Source organism: Methylobacterium oryzisoli, assembly GCF_046557895.1.
GTDB lineage: Bacteria > Pseudomonadota > Alphaproteobacteria > Rhizobiales > Beijerinckiaceae > Methylobacterium > Methylobacterium oryzisoli.
The window spans coordinates 36,813-53,250 of the sequence record NZ_JBKIBX010000043.1; the positions used below are offsets into that span (position 1 = coordinate 36,813).

General features: G+C 71.2%; 16 protein-coding genes. 9 read left to right on the forward strand and 7 right to left on the reverse strand.

The annotated features are described in order from the left end of the window. Positions 1-9 precede the first annotated feature (9 nt). Entirely contained in the window at positions 10-1,515 is a 1,506-nt protein-coding gene (gene xseA, locus ACKUB9_RS27980) for an exodeoxyribonuclease VII large subunit (RefSeq protein ID WP_407529281.1), read from the forward strand. Positions 1,516-1,524: 9 nt separating this feature from the next. Here the strand turns inward: xseA and ACKUB9_RS27985 are convergent, their stop codons facing one another. Both ACKUB9_RS27985 and argH read right to left on the reverse strand, forming a co-directional pair. Then, positions 1,525-2,307, reverse strand: coding sequence for an SDR family oxidoreductase (locus ACKUB9_RS27985; protein WP_407529282.1), 783 nt, complete (start codon positions 2,305-2,307; stop codon positions 1,525-1,527). 43 nt (positions 2,308-2,350) lie between these two features. Next, positions 2,351-3,742, reverse strand: coding sequence for an argininosuccinate lyase (argH, locus tag ACKUB9_RS27990; protein ID WP_407529284.1), 1,392 nt, complete (start codon positions 3,740-3,742; stop codon positions 2,351-2,353). Here argH and tlpA point away from each other — a divergent pair. Continuing rightward, on the forward strand, positions 3,741-4,394 hold the full coding sequence (tlpA, locus tag ACKUB9_RS27995; protein ID WP_407529285.1) for a thiol:disulfide interchange protein TlpA: 654 nt from the start codon (positions 3,741-3,743) through the stop codon (positions 4,392-4,394). The genes argH and tlpA overlap by 2 nt on opposite strands. Positions 4,395-4,448: 54 nt before the next feature. Further along, entirely contained in the window at positions 4,449-5,648 is a 1,200-nt protein-coding gene (nhaA, locus tag ACKUB9_RS28000; RefSeq protein ID WP_407529286.1) for a Na+/H+ antiporter NhaA, read from the forward strand. 2 nt (positions 5,649-5,650) lie between these two features. Here the strand turns inward: nhaA and ACKUB9_RS28005 are convergent, their stop codons facing one another. From ACKUB9_RS28005 to ACKUB9_RS28015, 3 genes are all read right to left on the reverse strand, one after another. Further along, complete coding sequence (locus ACKUB9_RS28005) at positions 5,651-6,298, reverse strand: VOC family protein (RefSeq protein ID WP_407529287.1); 648 nt, start codon at positions 6,296-6,298, stop codon at positions 5,651-5,653. Then, positions 6,295-7,281, reverse strand: coding sequence for a glutathione S-transferase family protein (locus ACKUB9_RS28010; protein WP_407529288.1), 987 nt, complete (start codon positions 7,279-7,281; stop codon positions 6,295-6,297). Before ACKUB9_RS28010 ends, ACKUB9_RS28005 begins: the two co-directional genes overlap by 4 nt. A gap of 80 nt (positions 7,282-7,361) precedes the next feature. Continuing rightward, a complete protein-coding gene (locus tag ACKUB9_RS28015) occupies positions 7,362-8,306 on the reverse strand; it encodes an alginate O-acetyltransferase AlgX-related protein (RefSeq protein WP_407529289.1) in 945 nt (314 codons plus the stop codon). An 83-nt stretch (positions 8,307-8,389) separates the two neighbouring features. On the opposite strand from ACKUB9_RS28015, the gene ACKUB9_RS28020 reads away from it, so the two are divergent. The 4 genes from ACKUB9_RS28020 to ACKUB9_RS28035 all read left to right on the forward strand — a co-directional run bounded on the left by ACKUB9_RS28020 (position 8,390) and on the right by ACKUB9_RS28035 (position 11,480). After that, positions 8,390-8,908 carry a 2'-5' RNA ligase family protein gene (locus tag ACKUB9_RS28020; RefSeq protein ID WP_407529290.1) on the forward strand — a complete coding sequence of 173 codons (519 nt, stop codon included), beginning with the start codon at positions 8,390-8,392 and terminating at the stop codon, positions 8,906-8,908. Next, complete coding sequence (locus tag ACKUB9_RS28025; protein WP_407529291.1) at positions 8,905-9,654, forward strand: phosphatase PAP2 family protein; 750 nt, start codon at positions 8,905-8,907, stop codon at positions 9,652-9,654. Before ACKUB9_RS28020 ends, ACKUB9_RS28025 begins: the two co-directional genes overlap by 4 nt. Before the next feature lie 96 nt (positions 9,655-9,750). After that, positions 9,751-10,524, forward strand: a complete 774-nt coding sequence (locus ACKUB9_RS28030; RefSeq protein ID WP_407529292.1) for an enoyl-CoA hydratase — start codon at positions 9,751-9,753, stop codon at positions 10,522-10,524. After that, on the forward strand, positions 10,524-11,480 hold the full coding sequence (locus tag ACKUB9_RS28035; RefSeq protein WP_407529293.1) for a threo-3-hydroxy-L-aspartate ammonia-lyase: 957 nt from the start codon (positions 10,524-10,526) through the stop codon (positions 11,478-11,480). The genes ACKUB9_RS28030 and ACKUB9_RS28035 overlap by 1 nt, the downstream gene beginning before the upstream one ends. A gap of 67 nt (positions 11,481-11,547) precedes the next feature. Here the strand turns inward: ACKUB9_RS28035 and ACKUB9_RS28040 are convergent, their stop codons facing one another. Beyond that, positions 11,548-13,185, reverse strand: coding sequence for an inorganic phosphate transporter (locus ACKUB9_RS28040; protein WP_407529294.1), 1,638 nt, complete (start codon positions 13,183-13,185; stop codon positions 11,548-11,550). A gap of 185 nt (positions 13,186-13,370) precedes the next feature. Further along, positions 13,371-14,003: a hypothetical protein gene (locus ACKUB9_RS28045; RefSeq protein ID WP_407529295.1), complete on the reverse strand. Its 633-nt coding sequence runs from the start codon at positions 14,001-14,003 to the stop codon at positions 13,371-13,373. A 1,571-nt stretch (positions 14,004-15,574) separates the two neighbouring features. On the opposite strand from ACKUB9_RS28045, the gene ACKUB9_RS28050 reads away from it, so the two are divergent. Together ACKUB9_RS28050 and ACKUB9_RS28055 are read left to right on the forward strand one after the other, a co-directional pair. After that, the gene (locus ACKUB9_RS28050; RefSeq protein WP_407529296.1) at positions 15,575-16,066 is read left to right on the forward strand and encodes a hypothetical protein; all 492 of its coding nucleotides are present in this window, start codon (positions 15,575-15,577) and stop codon (positions 16,064-16,066) included. A gap of 69 nt (positions 16,067-16,135) precedes the next feature. Further along, positions 16,136-16,354, forward strand: coding sequence for a hypothetical protein (locus ACKUB9_RS28055; protein ID WP_407529297.1), 219 nt, complete (start codon positions 16,136-16,138; stop codon positions 16,352-16,354). Positions 16,355-16,438 lie beyond the last annotated feature (84 nt).

Genomic DNA, 16,438 nt, shown 5'->3' on the forward strand with positions numbered 1-16,438 from the left:
CCTTGTGGCATGCCCGCGCCGCTCCTCTCCGCCGCCCCGTCGCCCGCGAATGCGCCGGAATGGTCGGTCACCGACCTCGCCGCCGCCCTCAAGCGCACGCTGGAGGATGCGTTCGGACACGTGCGGCTGCGCGGCGAGATCTCGGGCTATCGCGGCCCGCACGGCTCGGGCCACGCCTATTTCTCGCTCAAGGACGGCGGGGCGAAGATCGACGCGGTGATCTGGAAGGGCACGCTCGGGCGGCTGCGCCACCGGCCCAAGGAGGGGCTGGAGGTGGTGGCGACCGGGCGCATCACCACCTTTCCGGGCAAATCCGCCTACCAGATCGTCATCGACGCGCTGGAGCCGGCCGGGGAGGGCGCCTGGATGGCGCTCCTGGAGGAGCGCCGCCGGCAGCTCGCCGCGGAGGGCCTGTTCGATGCCGCCCGCAAGCGCCCGCTGCCCTACCTGCCGCGGGTCGTCGGCGTCGTGACCTCGCCGACCGGCGCGGTGATCCGCGACATCCTCCACCGGCTGGAGGACCGCTTTCCCCGCCCGGTGCTTGTCTGGCCGGTGCGCGTGCAGGGCGAGGGCTCGGCCGAGGAGATCGCGGCCGCGATCCGCGGCTTCAACGCGCTGCCGCCCGACGGGCCGATCCCGCGGCCGGACGTGCTGATCGTCGCCCGCGGCGGCGGCTCGATCGAGGATCTGTGGAGCTTCAACGAGGAGATCGTGGTGCGGGCCGCCGCCGAGAGCGCGATCCCGCTCATTTCCGCGGTCGGCCACGAGACCGACGTGACGCTGATCGACCATGCCGCCGACCGGCGCGCGCCCACGCCGACGGGCGCGGCCGAGATGGCGGTGCCGGTGCGCCTCGACCTCCTGGCCGACCTCGACGACCTCGCGAGGCGCCACGCCGGGGCGCTCGCCCGGCTGATCGACCGCCGCCGCAGCGACCTGCGCGGGCTCGCCCGGGTGATCCCGAGCCCGGAGGCGCTGCTGGCGGTGAAGCGCCAGCGCCTCGACCTCGCGGAGGCGCGGCTGCGCCCGGCCCTGGCGGCGGCGGCGCGCGCCGCGCAGCGGCGGCTCGACCGCGTGCTGCAGGGACTGGTCCGCCACCCGCCGGCCCTGCGGCTCGCCCGCGCCCGCGAGCGGCTGGCGGGCATCGACCACCGGCCGCGCCACGCGCTCGAACGGGTGATCGCGGTGCGGGCCGAGCGGCTGAACGGGATCGCCCCGCGCCTCGACGCCGCCGTCGCGCGCGACGACGAGCGCCGCCGCGGGCATCTCGCCCGCATCGTCGCGCTGTTCGACAGCCTGAACTACCGGGCGGTGCTGTCGCGCGGCTACGCGCTGGTGCTCGACGTCGAGGGCCGGCCGGTCGCCGAGGCCGAGGCGGCCCGTGCCGCCGGCCACATCACCGTCGAGTTCGCGGACGGCAAGGTGGCGGCCACCGTCGAGGGCACGGCCCCCCGCCGGGCCGCCGCCAAGCGGGGCCCGGCGGCGCCGGCCCGGCAGGGTTCGCTGTTCGATTGAGGATCGGCGTCAGATCGACCGGACCGCGCCGCCGTCGACCCGGATCATGCTGCCGGTGACGTAGGAGGCCCGCTCCGAGGCGAGGAAGCAGGCGACGTCGGCGAATTCCTGCACCCGGCCGTAGCGGCGGGCGGGGATCGCGGCGCGCGCGGCCTCGGCGATTTCGGCGGGCGTCTTGCCCTGCGCCTTGGCGTTCGCCGCGTCGAGTTCCCCGGTGCGGTCGGTCTCGATCCGGCCCGGCAGGATCATGTTGACGGTGATCCCCTCGGCGGCGACCTCGGCCGACAGGGTCTTGGCCCAGCCCGCGAGCGAGGCGCGCAGCGCGTTCGACATCACGAGGTTCGGGATCGGCTGCTCCACGCCGCTCGACGCCACGATCACGATGCGGCCGAACCCGGCCTGCCGCATGCCCGGCAGCACCAGCCCGGCGAGCCGGATCACCGGCAGCACCATCGCGTCGAATTGCGGCGTCCAGGCCTCAGGCTTGACGCTGGTGGCGGTGCCGGCCGGCGGACCGCCGGTGTTGGCCACCAGGATGTCGACGCCGCCGAGATGATCCTGCGCGGCCGCCGCGATCGCCTCGACGCTGTCCTTGAGGTCGCCCGCCACCGCGAAGGCGCGGCCCTGGCCGCGCGCGTTGATCGCCGCCACCGCCGCGTCGAGCTTGTCGGCGCTGCGCGCGGCGAGGAGCACGTTCGCGCCCTCCGCCGCGAGACCCTCCGCGATGCCCCGGCCGAGGCCGCGGCTGGAGGAGAGGACGATGGCGCGCTTGCCCTTCAGGCCGAGATCCATGGGGTGTCTCCCTCAATCGTGTCGTTGCTTCGAGGTGGTGAGGTCAGGCGGCCTCGCCGGCCAGGGCGGTGAGCCACCGCTCGGCCTGCGCGCGCACGTTGTCGGGCGCCGTGCCGCCGTAGCTGGTGCGGCTCGCCACCGAGTTCTCGACGCCGAGGACGGCGTAGACCGCCTCCGTGATGCGCGGCTCCTCGGCCTGCATCTCGGGCAGCGTCAGGGCCTCCAGCCCGACGCCGCGCGCCGAGGCGAGGCCGACGAGGCGGCCGGTGACGTGGTGGGCGTCGCGGAAGGGCAGGCCGAGTTCGCGCACCAGCCAGTCGGCGAGGTCGGTGGCGGTGGCGTAGCCCGCTCCGGCCGCCACTTTGAGCACCGCCGGCACCGGCTCGAGATCGCGCACCATCCCGGCCATCGCGGCGAGGCAGAGCGAGAGGGTCTGGAGCGCGTCGAAGGTGCCCTCCTTGTCCTCCTGCATGTCCTTCGAATAGGCGAGCGGCAGCCCCTTCATGACGATGAGGAGGCCCGACAGCGCGCCGATCACCCGGCCGGCCTTGGCCCGCACCAGCTCGGCGGCGTCGGGGTTGCGCTTCTGCGGCATGATCGAGGAGCCGGTGGTGAAGCGGTCCGAGAGCCGCACGAACCCGAACTGGGCCGAGGTCCAGATCACGATTTCTTCGGCGAAGCGCGACAGATGCACCGCCGTGATCGCCGCCGCCGACAGGGCCTCCAGGGCGAAGTCGCGGTCGGCGACCGAATCGAGCGAGTTCGCGGTCGGCCGGTCGAAGCCCAGCGCCCGCGCGGTGTCGTGGCGGTCGATCGGGAAGGAGGTGCCGGCGAGCGCCGCGGCGCCGAGCGGGCATTCGTTCAGGCGCGCCCTCGCGTCGCGGAAGCGCCCGCGGTCGCGGCCCAGCATCTCCACGTAGGCCAGCAGGTGGTGCCCGAAGGTGACCGGCTGGGCCGATTGCAGGTGGGTGAAGCCCGGCATCACCGTGCCGGCGTGGCGCAACGCCGCCTCGGCCAGCGCCCGCTGCAGGTCGGCGGCCTGCGCGTCGAGGGCGTCGAGCGTGTCGCGCACCCACAGCCGCATGTCGGTGGCCACTTGGTCGTTGCGCGAGCGCGCGGTGTGCAGCCGCCCGGCCGCCGGGCCGACGACCTCGCGCAGCCGGCTCTCCACGTTCATGTGGATGTCCTCGAGGGAGCGCGCGAACGTGAAGCGGCCGGCCTCGATTTCCGCCTGAACCGTCTTGAGCCCGGCCTCGATCGCCGCCACATCGGCCGGCGGCAGGATCCCCGTCCGTCCCAGCATCGCCACGTGGGCGAGCGAGCCCCGGATGTCCTGGGGGGCGAGGCGCTTGTCGAAGCCGATGGAGGCGTTGATCTCCTCCATGATCTCGGCGGGGCCGCTCGCGAAGCGCCCGCCCCACATCCGGTTGCTCATGTCCGCACCTCGTCTCACGCCCACGCCCGCCCGCCTCGCCGCCGGGGGCGTGGCCCTCGCCGCTGCGCTCGCGCTCGGGGCCGCCCTATACGCCGCGGGCCGCGAGGGCACCAGCGGCACCTGCGCGGCGGCGGCCGCGACGGCGGCCCGCGTCGCGCCGCTCGCCCGCGGCGAGGTGGCGGCCCTGCAGGTCGATCCGGCGCCCAAGCCCGCGCCGGCCATCGCCTTCACGGGGCCGGACGGCCAGCCGCGCACCCTTGCCGACCTCAAGGGGCGCACGGTCCTGCTCAACCTGTGGGCGACATGGTGCGCCCCCTGCAAGGCCGAGATGCCGGCCCTCGACCGGCTCCAGGGTGAACTCGGCGGCGACGCCTTCGAGGTCGTCGCCCTGAACGTCGATACCCGCAACCTCGACCGGCCGCCGGCCTGGATGAAGGAGAACGGGATCGCGCGCCTCGCCTACTACTCCGACCCGGCCGGCCGCGTGCTGCCGGTGCTGCAGAAGAGCGGCGAGGTGGTGGGCCTGCCCACCACCCTCCTGATCGATCCCGCGGGCTGCGAAGTCGGCGTGATGAAGGGCCCGGCCGAGTGGTCGAGCACGGACGCGCTGGCGCTGGTGCGCGCGGCGCTGGGGCGCAAGCCGGCGACCTGAGGGCCGCGCACGGCCGCGTTGAACCAGCTCACGTTTCCTGGCAGGGGGCAGGGCATGACCGTCTCCCCGCCGACCCGCCGCCGGCCGCGCCCGCTCTCCGCGCTGCGCAGCCTCCTGTCGAGCAGCGCCGGCGGCGGCGTGGTGCTGATGGGGAGCGCCGTGCTCGCGCTGATCGTGGCGAACGGGCCGCTCGGCGGCCTCTACGCTCACGCGCTGCACGCGCAGATCGGGCCGCTGAGCCTGCTGCACTGGATCAACGACGCCCTGATGGCGGTGTTCTTCCTGCTGGTGGGGCTGGAGATCAAGCGCGAGATCCTCGACGGGAACCTGCGCACGTGGCCGGACCGGATGCTGCCGGGGATCGCGGCGCTGGGCGGCATGATCGCGCCGGCCCTCGTCTACGCGGCGGTGAACTGGCACACGCCCGAGACCCTGCGGGGCTGGGCGATCCCGGCCGCGACCGACATCGCCTTCGCGCTCGGCGTGCTGGCGCTCGTGGGGCGGAGCGTGCCGGTGTCGCTCAAGGTCTTTCTGACGGCGCTCGCGATCCTCGACGACCTCGGCGCGGTGGTGATCATCGCGGTGTTCTACACGGCCGACCTGTCGATGCCGATGCTCGGCCTCGCCGCCGCCGTGCTCGCCATGCTGGTCACGCTCAACAGGGTCGGCCTGCGGCGGCTCGGCCCCTACCTCATCCTCGGCTTCGTGCTGTGGCTGCTCGTGCTGCGATCCGGCCTGCACGCCACGATCGCGGGCGTGCTGCTCGCGCTCACGATCCCGCTGCGCCCGAGCCCCGGGCGGCCGGACGACACGGCATCGCCCCTGCACGCGCTGGAGCACGCGCTCCAGCCCTGGGTCGCCTACGCCATCGTGCCGGTCTTCGGCTTCGCCAATGCGGGCGTGGCGCTGAGCGGGCTCGGGCTGAAGGACCTCTTCGCCCCGGTCACGCTCGGCGTCGCGGCGGGCCTGTTCGTCGGCAAGCAGATCGGCGTCTTCGGCGGCATCTGGCTGGCCGTGCGGACAGGGCTCGCGCAGAAACCCGCGGGCGCCACGTGGCAGCACGTCTACGGGGTGGCGCTCCTCTGCGGCATCGGCTTCACCATGAGCCTGTTCATCGGGGCGCTCGCCTTCGCGGGTCAGCCGGCGCTGGAGGCCGAGACCAAGCTCGGCGTGCTGGCGGGCTCGCTGCTCTCGACGCTGGTCGGCGCGCTGGTGCTGTCCTCCGCGGCCCGCAAGGTGCCGGCCCCGGCCTGAGATCAGCCGAGGCGCCGCGGCCCGTGCGGCGTGTCGATCTCGATCGCGAGATGCGGTGCGCCCGTCTCCACCACCACCCGCCGGTCCGCATCGAGCAGCGCCGCGATGGAGGCCCGGATCCGCTCGGCCTGCGGATGCACCACAGTGAGGCGGCGCAAGCCGCAGCCGGCATCGGCCATGCGGGAGGCCGGGTGCGGTCCCTCCGGCCACGCGATCAAGGCCGGGAAAAGCCCGTCCAGCGCCATGCCGCCGTCCTCCGGCACCGTCAGCCGCCACGCGAGGGCGCCGCGGCTGACGCGCACGAAGGGGCCGATGGCCAGCGGCAGCGCCGCCCGCGCCACCTCGGCGTCGCCCTCCGCGCGCACCACCCAGGTCCAGGGCCGCGGCACGACGAGGCGCGCCGCCGTGCCGGGATCATCGAGCGCGAACCAGCGCGGGCGCCCCGGCGGGGGCGCCTCCGGGTCGATCGCGATCACTTCGAGGAAGAGGTCGGGGCCGAGGCGCAGCAGGCGGTTGTGGGTGCCCATCTCGCGGTGCTGCCCGCCCGGCCCGAAAGCGACGCCGAGCGCCTTTTCGGCCCAGGCCACCCCCGCGTCGAGGGAGTGCGCGGCGATCGCGACGTGATCGAGCACCAAGCGCGGCGAGCTCATCGGGAGAACCGCTCGGCCCGCCCGTGCGGCGCGTCGTATTCGAGGATCGGCCCCAGCGGCACGATCCCGGTCGGGTTGATGGTCGGATGGCTCTCGTAATAGTGCCGCTTGATGTGCGTGAGGTTCACGGTCGGCGCGATGCCGGGGTGCTGGTAGAGGTCGCGCAGGTAGGGCCCGAGATTCGGATAATCGGCGATCCGGCGCAGGTTGCACTTGAAGTGCCCGACATAGACCGGATCGAAACGCACCAGCGTGGTGAACAGGCGGATGTCGGCCTCGGTGAGCCGCGCGCCCAGGAGGTAGCGACCGCGGTCGAGGCGCGCGTCGAGGTCATCGAGTTCGGCAAAAAGCGCCGTGACCGCCTCCGCGTAGGCGTCCTGCGCGGTGGCGAAGCCCGCCTTGTAGACGCCGTTATTGACCCGGTCGTAGACCCGCGCGTTGAGGGCGTCGATCTCCGCCAGGAGGTCGTCCGGGCAAAGATCCGGCCCCGTCGCGCCCACGCCCGCGAAGGCGCGGTCGAGCATCCGGATGATCTCGGCCGATTCGTTCGACACGATCGTGCCGCGGCTCTTGTCCCACAGCACCGGCACGGTGACGCGGCCGGTATAGGCCGGGTCGGCCTTGCGGTAGACCTCGTAGAGGCGCGTGCAGCCGTTGATGGTGTCGGGGCCGGCGCCCGGCGTGTCGCCGAACACCCAGCCCTCCCGGCCCATATGCGGATCGACCACCGTGACGCCCACGGCCTCCTCCAGCCCCTTGAGGGCGCGCACGATCAGGGTGCGGTGCGCCCACGGACAGGCGAGCGAGACGTAGAGATGGTAGCGCCCGGCCTCGGCCCGGAAGCCGCCCTCGCCGGTGGGGCCGGGCGCGCCGTCCGCCGTCACCCAGTGGCGGAAGGCGGACTCCTTGCGCACGAAGCGCCCGCCGCTCTCCTTGGTGTCGTACCAGCGGTCCTGCCACACGCCCTCGACGAGCAGCCCCATCGGTTCCTCCTCGCGCAGCGTCGTCACGCCAGAGCCATGGCGCAGAAGTGGGGCGCGGCCCGCCACAGGGAAGGTCGCGGTCAGATGCGCGCGTCGGTCGTCCGCGGCGCGGAAAGCCGCGCCCGCGCGTAGGCGTCGAGGTCGAACCGGTCGTCCGGCAGCCGCGCGAGGAAGCGCTCCGCCATCTCGACCAGCAGGAGATGCGGGCGCACCCGGGCGACGTAGCCCCAGTCGAGGCTCGACGACCAGACGAAGTGCACCTCGCGAAAGCTCTCGGCGAGGAGGCCGGTGAGGAAGAACGTGTCGAAATGCGCGCAGGAATCGCCGAACAGCACCAGGGTGCGCGGGTCCGCGGCCGGGCTCTCGTTGCGGTAGACCACGTTCGCCCCGACGTGGAGGTCCATCAGCCGGCCTTCCGCCTCGTAGGTCTCCACGAGGGCGTTCGCCTTCACCCGGGCGGCGTCCCGGCGGAATTCGTAGAAGCGCACGCGCTCGCGGGGCGGGGGATCGAGCTTCATGCCCAGGTCGAGCACCGATTCATGCGCGGCCGAGGGGCGCCCGGCGAGGTCCGGCGGCGGCACGGCACCGAGCGCCCGCATGACGGCGTGGAAGCACAGCAGGCAGCCCTCCGCGCTCCAGTGGGTGTCGGTGCGCCGGTAGAGCGGCGGATCGGCCTCGCGCGCCGCCCGCAGCGGCCCGACGAGGTCGATCCAGGCCCCCGCGGCGGGCGAGCGGGCCATCAGGGCGCCGAGGCGCCGGGCGGGGGCGCGGCCCGGGTCGACGCGCAGGCCATCGAGCTTGTCCTCGTAGATGCTCAGCTTCTCGGGCACGACGACGTGCAGGTGGCGGATGCCGAGCAGCGCCGCCCGGGCGGTGCGCCGCTCGATCAGCCGTCGCCAGCGCCGCAGGCGCCACGCCCCGCCGAGCGAGGGGCGGTACTGCCGGAGCACCTGGTTGGTGCCCCCGGTGAGAAAAAGCCATCCGTCGCGCCCGACATGGACGATCCCGCCGTCACTCTTGGTCATGGGGGGCGTGTAGCGGCCCCCCGGCCGGCTGAACAGCGTGGCCGGATGGACAAGCGCGCCGCCCGCTCCATCTCGCAGCGACGATGACCGATCCCCTGATCCTCACCCTGGCGATGGACGAAGCCGCCTTCGCGCGCTTCGACGCCGAGCGCCGCGCGCATTTCCCGCCCGCGCTGAACCGGATCCCGGCCCACGCCACCCTGTTTCACCACCTGCCGGGGGAGGAGGAGCGCGGGATCGTCGAGACCATCGCGGCGCTCGCGCGCACCGAGAGCCCTCCCGAGGTCGCCGTCACGGGCCTGCACTTCACCGGGCGCGGCGTCGCCTACGTCCTCGACGCACTCGCTCTGGCGATCCTGCGCGGGCGGCTGGCGCAGGCCTTCGCGCCCTGGCTCACGGCCCAGGACCGCCAGGGCTTCCGCCCGCACGTGACGATCCAGAACAAGGTGGCGCCCGAGACCGCGCGGGCGCTGCAGGCCCGGCTCCAGGATGCCTTCGTGCCCTTCCGCTTCGCCGCCACGGGCCTGCTGCTCTGGCGCTACCTCGGCGGACCCTGGGAGGCCCGGGGGCGTTTCGCGTTCTCAGGGACCGCACCCGCATGAACCGGCTCGTCCGTCTCCCCCTTCCATCCCAGGCCACCGCCCTGTGGCGGCGCCTGCGGCTGAACGAACTCGGCCCGCTCGTCTCGCTGGCGGCCGTCAGCCTGTTCGGGTTCGGCTTCTTCTCGCTCGCGGGCCAGGTCGCCGAGGGAGACACCAAGGGGCTGGACGAGAAACTGCTGCTGGCCCTGCGCCGCCCGGGCGACCTCGCCCAGCCGATCGGCCCGTCCTGGCTGCCCGAGACCATGCGGGACATCACGGCCTTCGGCAGCGTGTTCGGCATCGTCTACGTCACCGCCTGCGTGGTGCTCTACCTCGTGCTGACGGCGCGCAGGAGGGCGGCCCTGTTCGTGATCGTTGCGGTGGGCGGCGGCGAGATTCTCTCCACCGTGCTCAAGCTGTTCTACCGGCGCCCGCGGCCCGACCTCGTGCCGCACGGCATGGAGACCTTCACGGCGAGTTTCCCGAGCGGCCACGCCATGCTCTCGGCCATCGCCTACCTGACGATGGCGATCCTGCTCGCACGCATCTCGCGCGGGCGGCGCGTCAAGGCCTTCGTGATGACCCTCGGCGTGGTCACGACGCTCCTCGTCGGGATCAGCCGGATCTATCTCGGCGTGCACTGGCCGAGCGACGTGCTGGCCGGCTGGTGCGTCGGCGCGGCCTGGGCGTCCCTGTGCTGGTTCGTCGCCCTGCAGCTCCAGCGCAGCCACGTGGTCGAAGCGCCCGACCCGCCGCCGCCCGCCTGAGAGCCCGGTGCCAAGAGCCCGGTGCCAAGAGCCCGGAACCTTGCCGAACCGCGCCGCCTCTTCTAGCGAGGAGGCACGAAATCGGGAGGATCGACGGTGGCCTACGAGAACATCCGGGTGGAGACGCGGGGGCGGGTCGCGCTCATCACCCTGCACCGGCCCGCGCAGCTCAACGCGCTCTGCAACGCCCTGATCGCCGAACTCAACGCGGCGCTCGACGGGTTCGACCGCGACGAGGGCATCGGCTGCATCGTCATCACCGGGTCGGACAAGGCCTTCGCGGCGGGCGCGGACATCGCCGAGATGCGCGACCGCACCCATCCGGAATTCTACATGGCCGATCCGTTCGGCGAGTGGGACAGGGTCGGGCGCCGCCGCAAGCCGATCATCGCCGCGGTGGCCGGCTACGCGCTCGGCGGGGGCTGCGAGCTCGCCATGATGTGCGACTTCATCCTGGCCGCCGACACCGCGAAGTTCGGCCAGCCCGAGATCAAGCTCGGGGTGATCCCGGGCGCGGGCGGGACGCAGCGCCTCACCCGCGCGGTCGGCAAGGCGAAGGCGATGGAGCTGTGCCTCACCGGCCGGATGATGGACGCGGCCGAGGCGGAGCGCGCCGGCCTCGTCGCCCGGGTGGTGCCGGCGGCCGACCTCCTCGACGAGGCCTGGAAGTCCGCCGAGACCATCGCCACGATGTCGCTGCCCGTGGTGATGGTGGCCAAGGAATGCGTGGACCGCGCCTTCGAGACCACGCTCGACGAGGGCGTGCGCTTCGAGCGCCGGGTCTTCTACGGGCTCTTCGCCACCGCCGACCAGAAGGAGGGCATGTCCGCCTTCCTGGACAAGCGCAAGCCGCGCTTCGAGCACCGCTGATGAGCGTCACCTTCGCGGATGTCGAGGCGGCGGCCGGGCGGCTGCGCGGCGCGGTCCACCGCACGCCGGTGCTCACCTCCCGCACGGCCGACGCCCTCACGGGCGCGCGCCTGTTCTTCAAGGTGGAGGCGCTGCAGCGCGGCGGGGCCTTCAAGTTCCGGGGCGCCTACAACGCCATCGCGGCCCTGGGGGAGGCGGAGCGCCGCCGCGGCGTGATCGCCTTCTCGTCGGGCAACCACGCCCAGGCCATCGCCTATGCGGGCGCGCTCCAGGGCGCGCCGACCGTGATCGTGATGCCGCACGACGCGCCCGCCATCAAGGTCGCGGCGACGCGCGGCTACGGCGCCGAGATCGTCCCTTACGACCGCTACACCGAAGACCGCGAGGCGGTGAGCCGCGGCCTCGCGGAGGCCCGCGGCCTCACGCTGATCCCGCCCTACGACCACCCGGACGTGATCGCCGGCCAGGGCACCGCCGTGATGGAACTGATCGAGGAGACCGGGCCGCTCGACGTGATCCTGGTCTGCCTCGGCGGGGGAGGGCTGCTGGCCGGCTCGCTGCTCGCCGCGCGCGCCCTCTCGCCGGATGCGGCGGTCTACGGCGTCGAGCCGGAGGCGGGCAACGACGGGCAGATGTCGCTCGCCAAGGGCGAGGTCGTGCGCATCCCGGTCCCGGTCTCGATCGCCGACGGGGCGCTCACCACCCATCTCGGCGAGCACACCTTCCCGATCATCCGCCGCGAGGCGGCCGGCATCGTCACGGCGAGCGACGCGCAGCTCGTGGCGGCGATGCGCTTCTTCATCGAGCGCATGAAGCTGGTGATCGAGCCGACCGGATGCCTCGCCGCCGCGGCCGCCTTCGCGGGCGCGGTGCCGGTGGTCGGCCGGCGCGTCGGCATCATCCTGTCGGGCGGCAACGTCGACCCGGCCGCGCTCGCCCGCCACCTCGCCGGCTGAGCCCCGCCGCTCGATCGAAGCGGGAGGAGCGACGGGCCGGCCGTGTCGATGCCGCGGCCATCCTGGCTCAGAACACCTGCGAAAAGATCACGTAGAGCGTGCCGGACAGGAGCATCGCCACCGGCAGGGTCAGCACCCAGGCCATGGCCAGGTTGCGCAGGGTCGCGAGCTGCAGGCCGGATCGGTTGGCGGCCATGGTGCCGGCCACGCCCGACGACAGCACGTGCGTGGTCGAGACCGGGAGGCCGAACATGTCGGCCGCGCCGATCGTGCCGGCCGCGACCAGTTCCGCCGAGGCCCCCTGCGCGTAGGTCAGGTGGGTCTTGCCGATCTTCTCCCCGACCGTGATCACGATGCGCTTCCAGCCCACCATGGTGCCGAGGCCGAGGGCGATCGCCACCGCGACCTTGACCCAGGTCGGGATGAAGCGCGTCGCCTCGTCGAGGCTCTTCTTGTAGGCGTTGAGCGTGCCGATCTCGGCCGAGGAGAGTTCGCTCTCCTTGTCCTTCATCAGGAAGCGGACGGCCTCGGAGGCGAGGTACATGTCGTTGCGGGTGTTGCCGACAGCCTCGGCCGGCACCTTCGCCAGGGTGCCGTACCGGTCGACCTCCTCGCCGATCTGCTTGATCAGGACCGAGAGCGACGGGTAGGTGCCGCCCTCGATCTTGTGCGCGGCGACATAGGCCGTCACCGCCGGGCGCGGATCGCCGATGATGCTGTAGCCCGCCGCCTTCCGGGCCACGACCTCCGAGGCCGCCTGCGAGGTCAGCCTGAACTGCGCCACCGCGGAATCCGGCAGGGCGCGGTTGAGGGCGTAGGCGGTCGGCACGGTGCCGATCAGGATCAGCATGATCAGGCCCATGCCCTTCTGCCCGTCGTTCGAGCCGTGCGCGAAGGAGACGCCGGTGCAGGTCGCGATCAGGATGCCGCGGATCCACCACGGCGGCGGCTCCTTGCCCTTGGGCTCGGCGTAGAGCGCGGGATTGCGCACCACGAATCGCAGCACGAGCAGCAGGGCGCCGGCCGCCATGAAGCCGAAGACCGGCGAGAGCAGCAGGGACCAGCCGATCTCGGTGGCCTTCGTCCAGTCGACGCCCGACGTGCCCGAGCGGCCGTGAATCACGGCATTCGCCACGCCGACGCCGATGATCGAGCCGATCAGGGTGTGCGACGAGGAGGCCGGCAGGCCGAAGTACCACGTGCCGAGATTCCAGATGATGGCGGCGATCAGCAGGGCGAAGACCATGGCGAAGCCCGCGCCCGACCCGACCTGCAGGATCAGCTCGACCGGCAGCAGGCTCACGATGCCGAAGGCGACGGCCCCCGAGGACAGGAGCACGCCGAGGAAGTTGAAGAAGCCGGACCAGACGACCGCGACGTTGGCGGGCAGGGAGTGCGTGTAGATGACGGTCGCGACGGCGTTGGCCGTGTCGTGGAAACCGTTCACGAACTCGAAACCGAGCGCGATGATGAGCGCGACGAAGAGGAGGATGTAGGGCAGGTACGTGGTGGTCCGCACGCCGGTGGCACCGACGTCGAGGTAGATGCTGTAGGCGACGTAGGCGAGGGCGGCTGCGATCGCGCCCGTGAAGAGGACGGCCGCGAGGATCGAGCGGTTGCCGTCGAGATTGGGGCGACTGTGGTGCGGCCCTAGCGCCGCCTGATCTTGGCTCGGAGCGTAACCGCCGATTGCTGACCCTGCCATGCCGACCTCTCCGACGGTATGTGTGCGGCCGTGTCTTGCCGGAGACTTCCTGAGCACGGGTTCGGCGAAATTTTTGTGACGGTCGGGGATTAAAAGGGGGTCTCGCGCGTGAATCCGTGCCGAAGGCCCCTAGGACGGCAACCAGATCGCCATGCGATGAGAGCTGGGATCACGCGGAGGCGGGATCACTCCGGCCAATCGAGGGTGAGCACGGACACGACGGGCTTCACTGCCCGGATTCCGGGAGCCGCCGAACCGAACTGCTTGTCACCCGAGACCTTGGCGACGTCCCGGTCCCTGGCCTTCGGGTCGGGGTTGAAGCGGACGGTGACGAAGCACCCGCCCGGCATGGCGTCGAGCCTGCCGCCCTTCCATCCCGACGCGTAGCCGCCCATGTCCCAGCCGAAGCCGGTGAGCGTGAAGGGGCGCTCGTTGGCCTCCTCCACCTCGGCGACGCTGGCCCGCAGCCCGATCGTCGGGCGAGCAGTTCCCGGACCGCGCACCAGCCACTCCGACCTGCCCTTCACGGCGAACGAGGAGGGCCGCCTGCGCTTGTCCGCGTCGTGCCAGTAGACCTCCAGCCGCCGTGCCGGATCCTTCGGGTAGAGGACGGTGCCGCGCTCGGTAGACCCCTCGGCGCCGTCGAGAACGGCGCTCACGACGTTCTCGCGCCCGAAGCGCTTCACGAGGGCCGCCTCGTCCATGCTCTTGGGGAACGCAGCGCAATCCAAGATCAGCGACGGCTGAGCGGGCGCCTGGGCCAGGGCCGGCTGGCCTGCCGCGATCACCAGCGCGACGGCGACAAATCCGCTTCTCATGTCAGGTCACCCGGATCCTGCGGTTCTCGACGGCGCAGCATGGCGGCCCGACTGCAGCCGCACGGACGCACCCCGTCGGTCGATTCCGCCGGAATCCAAGGACGCCTATTGATCATCGGGACGGGGGGCCGCGATGGCGCTAAGCCCTTGAGGGAAATGGCGCGCCAGCTCGAATAACACTGCGAACACCCATGTTGCTGAGATTCACGGTAATTTTACATGATGAGCTACCGGTCGCAAGGAAGAGTAAGCACGGGCCTGCCTGAGGAGCCCGCTTCTCCCAAGCGCAGCTATCCGCAACTCCAACGTGCGCCCTTTGCTGATGATCTGAGGCCCGCGTCATCCACCCGCTCCTGTCTTTGAGAATCTTTGGATGACAGCAGCTTTGTTGCACGCGACCGGGACGCACTCTACGACGGCGCTGCGAACGTTCACTGCCTCCTGCTTGTTGGCGTGAGGCGTCTCCTCAGCCCATCCCACCGCTGAACGGAGGTAGGTGATGGCGGGCGGATCCGGAGCCTAACGCATTGTCGACGAAGCGGTTGTCCGGAAAACGTCCGCAAGCTGACATTCCTCACATGCACCGAAAACTGCTGGAAGAAGACAGGAGGTCGCTCTCGCCTTGCTCCGCTGTGCGCCGTTTCCAAACCTTCGATGGTGACCGCCGGAATGGCCGCTCTGTGCATGAAATCAGACCTTCCACGGGCCGCGTAGGGCACAGCTCTGACCCCAGGCTGAGATCGCAAGGCAATGCTCGGAGCAGCGGGTGCGGGTCAGCATGCTGTGGGCCCCAGGGAAAAATCGGCAAGCGCCGGATAATGGCGGCGGGAGGGCGCAGAGACGCCAGCGGCAGCGGCATTGATCCGGCGCTTGCCGATTGACGTGCGTGAACCTATCCCCGTGAGGAACGTTGTGCCGATCGGTAGGGGGTTGCCGTTATGACGTGCCGGAGCTTGGTATGCCAGCCTTTTCAAACCGCTCCCATATCTTTGCAGGCTTTGTAGTTGCTTCAATCTCCGTATTACCGCTTCAGGCGAGCGCACAAGGCTCCGACAGGGAGCGCTCTGCTTGCATGTCGGATGCGATGATGCTGTGCTCAAGTTACGTGCCTGATGCAGGCCGGATTGAGAGTTGTCTTAGAAGGAATTACGGGCGGATCAGCCCGCAATGTCAACTCGTTCTTGGTCCGAGCGACGCTGATCCTGAACCAACCTCAACCGGGTCAATCCGCAGTCGGCATGTCAGCCGCCGGGCGAACTGAGGAGACGGCTCATTCCGCTGGCCCTTCCAGCTTGCCAAAAGAGACCTTATTGGACGGACTCTCAGGCCGCCTGCGCAAGGACCCTCCACTGCTCGTCCTGCCGCAGGGTTTGTACACAAGATGTCCGTGCTCGGGCACCTCGTGGCTGCTGAGACCGCAGGGGCCGGACGTCAGCACCAGCCGGACATGGGATCGGAGGACGGCCGCATGCTGTCCACGAGCAGCGACCAAGTGAAGCTGTCGCAATGGGTCGGAGTCTATGAGCAGGGTCCGCGGACGAATCTGATTCCATGAGTGCGTCGCCAACAACGTGGAGCGCACGGCCGGCGACTTGGTGAGGGCGAGTTCGCCGACGCCGCGCAGCATGGAAAGGGGATTCAACCAAGTGCGCGGGGGTGATCCTGTTGCCGCGAAGCGAGCCCGCGAGAAGGCGTGGGCGGGCAAGCTCGCTTCGGCCGGCACGGACATGGCTAAGCGTCATCGCACCGAATGGGACATGCTCACGAAGCGCTACCGGGACCGGAAAGCCGACATCGAAGCCCAGCGGAAGGCGGCCGGGTATCGCGTCTATCCGCAGATCAAGGAGCAGCTTCGGCCGCAGGGGAAGCAGGAGAGCGATCGCCGGTCGCGGAGCTTCGACACGATCTGCCGCAAGGCCGGCGTGCGACAGAAGGCCGACGCAACGCCGGAAGAGTGGGCGGAAAGCCGGCAGCGACGCGAGAACTTCCAGGCGGCGAGCCAGGACCTGCCCATTCGGCAGAGCAGGGGTCGGCGGCGGACGCGGATCCGTAAAGGCAAGTAGGCCGGCAACGATTCACGTCCGCTCGCGTCACGCGTACCATGCCGGCGGTGATCAAGCGGCGGGGCGATTATGAGCGATTATGCGGAGCGGGTCCGCCGCTACAATATCGAGGTAGCGCAGGCTGCAGCCGTGTTGGAGAAGCGGCTTGCCGCAGGCGGCGACTTCGAACGCGAGCTTGCGCGGTTCGAACTCGAAGCGCAGCTCATGCGAGAGCGGCACAACCTCTTTCTGTGGGATGGTCCGACGACCGCCAGAGGCTACCGACATCCGAGCTGGCCCGTGCAATGAAGATCGTGCCCACCCTAGTGGCTTGTCTGCGCTGATTTGATGATTTGCGCGTTGATGGGGAGCGATGCCGGGAGGCGCGCGATG

Excerpts from the sequence above, each read along its gene's own strand:
- ACKUB9_RS27985 (WP_407529282.1), bottom strand. The coding sequence starts at position 2,307 with ATGGATCTCGGCCTGAAGGGCAAGCGCGCCATCGTCCTCTCCTCCAGC.
- ACKUB9_RS28035 (WP_407529293.1), top strand. The coding sequence starts at position 10,524 with ATGAGCGTCACCTTCGCGGATGTCGAGGCGGCGGCCGGGCGGCTGCGC.
- ACKUB9_RS28045 (WP_407529295.1), bottom strand. The coding sequence starts at position 14,003 with ATGAGAAGCGGATTTGTCGCCGTCGCGCTGGTGATCGCGGCAGGCCAG.
- xseA (WP_407529281.1), top strand. The coding sequence starts at position 10 with ATGCCCGCGCCGCTCCTCTCCGCCGCCCCGTCGCCCGCGAATGCGCCG.
- ACKUB9_RS28025 (WP_407529291.1), top strand. The coding sequence starts at position 8,905 with ATGAACCGGCTCGTCCGTCTCCCCCTTCCATCCCAGGCCACCGCCCTG.
- ACKUB9_RS28040 (WP_407529294.1), bottom strand. The coding sequence starts at position 13,185 with ATGGCAGGGTCAGCAATCGGCGGTTACGCTCCGAGCCAAGATCAGGCG.
- ACKUB9_RS28010 (WP_407529288.1), bottom strand. The coding sequence starts at position 7,281 with ATGGGGCTGCTCGTCGAGGGCGTGTGGCAGGACCGCTGGTACGACACC.
- ACKUB9_RS28055 (WP_407529297.1), top strand. The coding sequence starts at position 16,136 with ATGAGCGATTATGCGGAGCGGGTCCGCCGCTACAATATCGAGGTAGCG.
- tlpA (WP_407529285.1), top strand. The coding sequence starts at position 3,741 with ATGTCCGCACCTCGTCTCACGCCCACGCCCGCCCGCCTCGCCGCCGGG.
- ACKUB9_RS28005 (WP_407529287.1), bottom strand. The coding sequence starts at position 6,298 with ATGAGCTCGCCGCGCTTGGTGCTCGATCACGTCGCGATCGCCGCGCAC.
- nhaA (WP_407529286.1), top strand. The coding sequence starts at position 4,449 with ATGACCGTCTCCCCGCCGACCCGCCGCCGGCCGCGCCCGCTCTCCGCG.
- argH (WP_407529284.1), bottom strand. The coding sequence starts at position 3,742 with ATGAGCAACCGGATGTGGGGCGGGCGCTTCGCGAGCGGCCCCGCCGAG.
- ACKUB9_RS28015 (WP_407529289.1), bottom strand. The coding sequence starts at position 8,306 with ATGACCAAGAGTGACGGCGGGATCGTCCATGTCGGGCGCGACGGATGG.
- ACKUB9_RS28020 (WP_407529290.1), top strand. The coding sequence starts at position 8,390 with ATGACCGATCCCCTGATCCTCACCCTGGCGATGGACGAAGCCGCCTTC.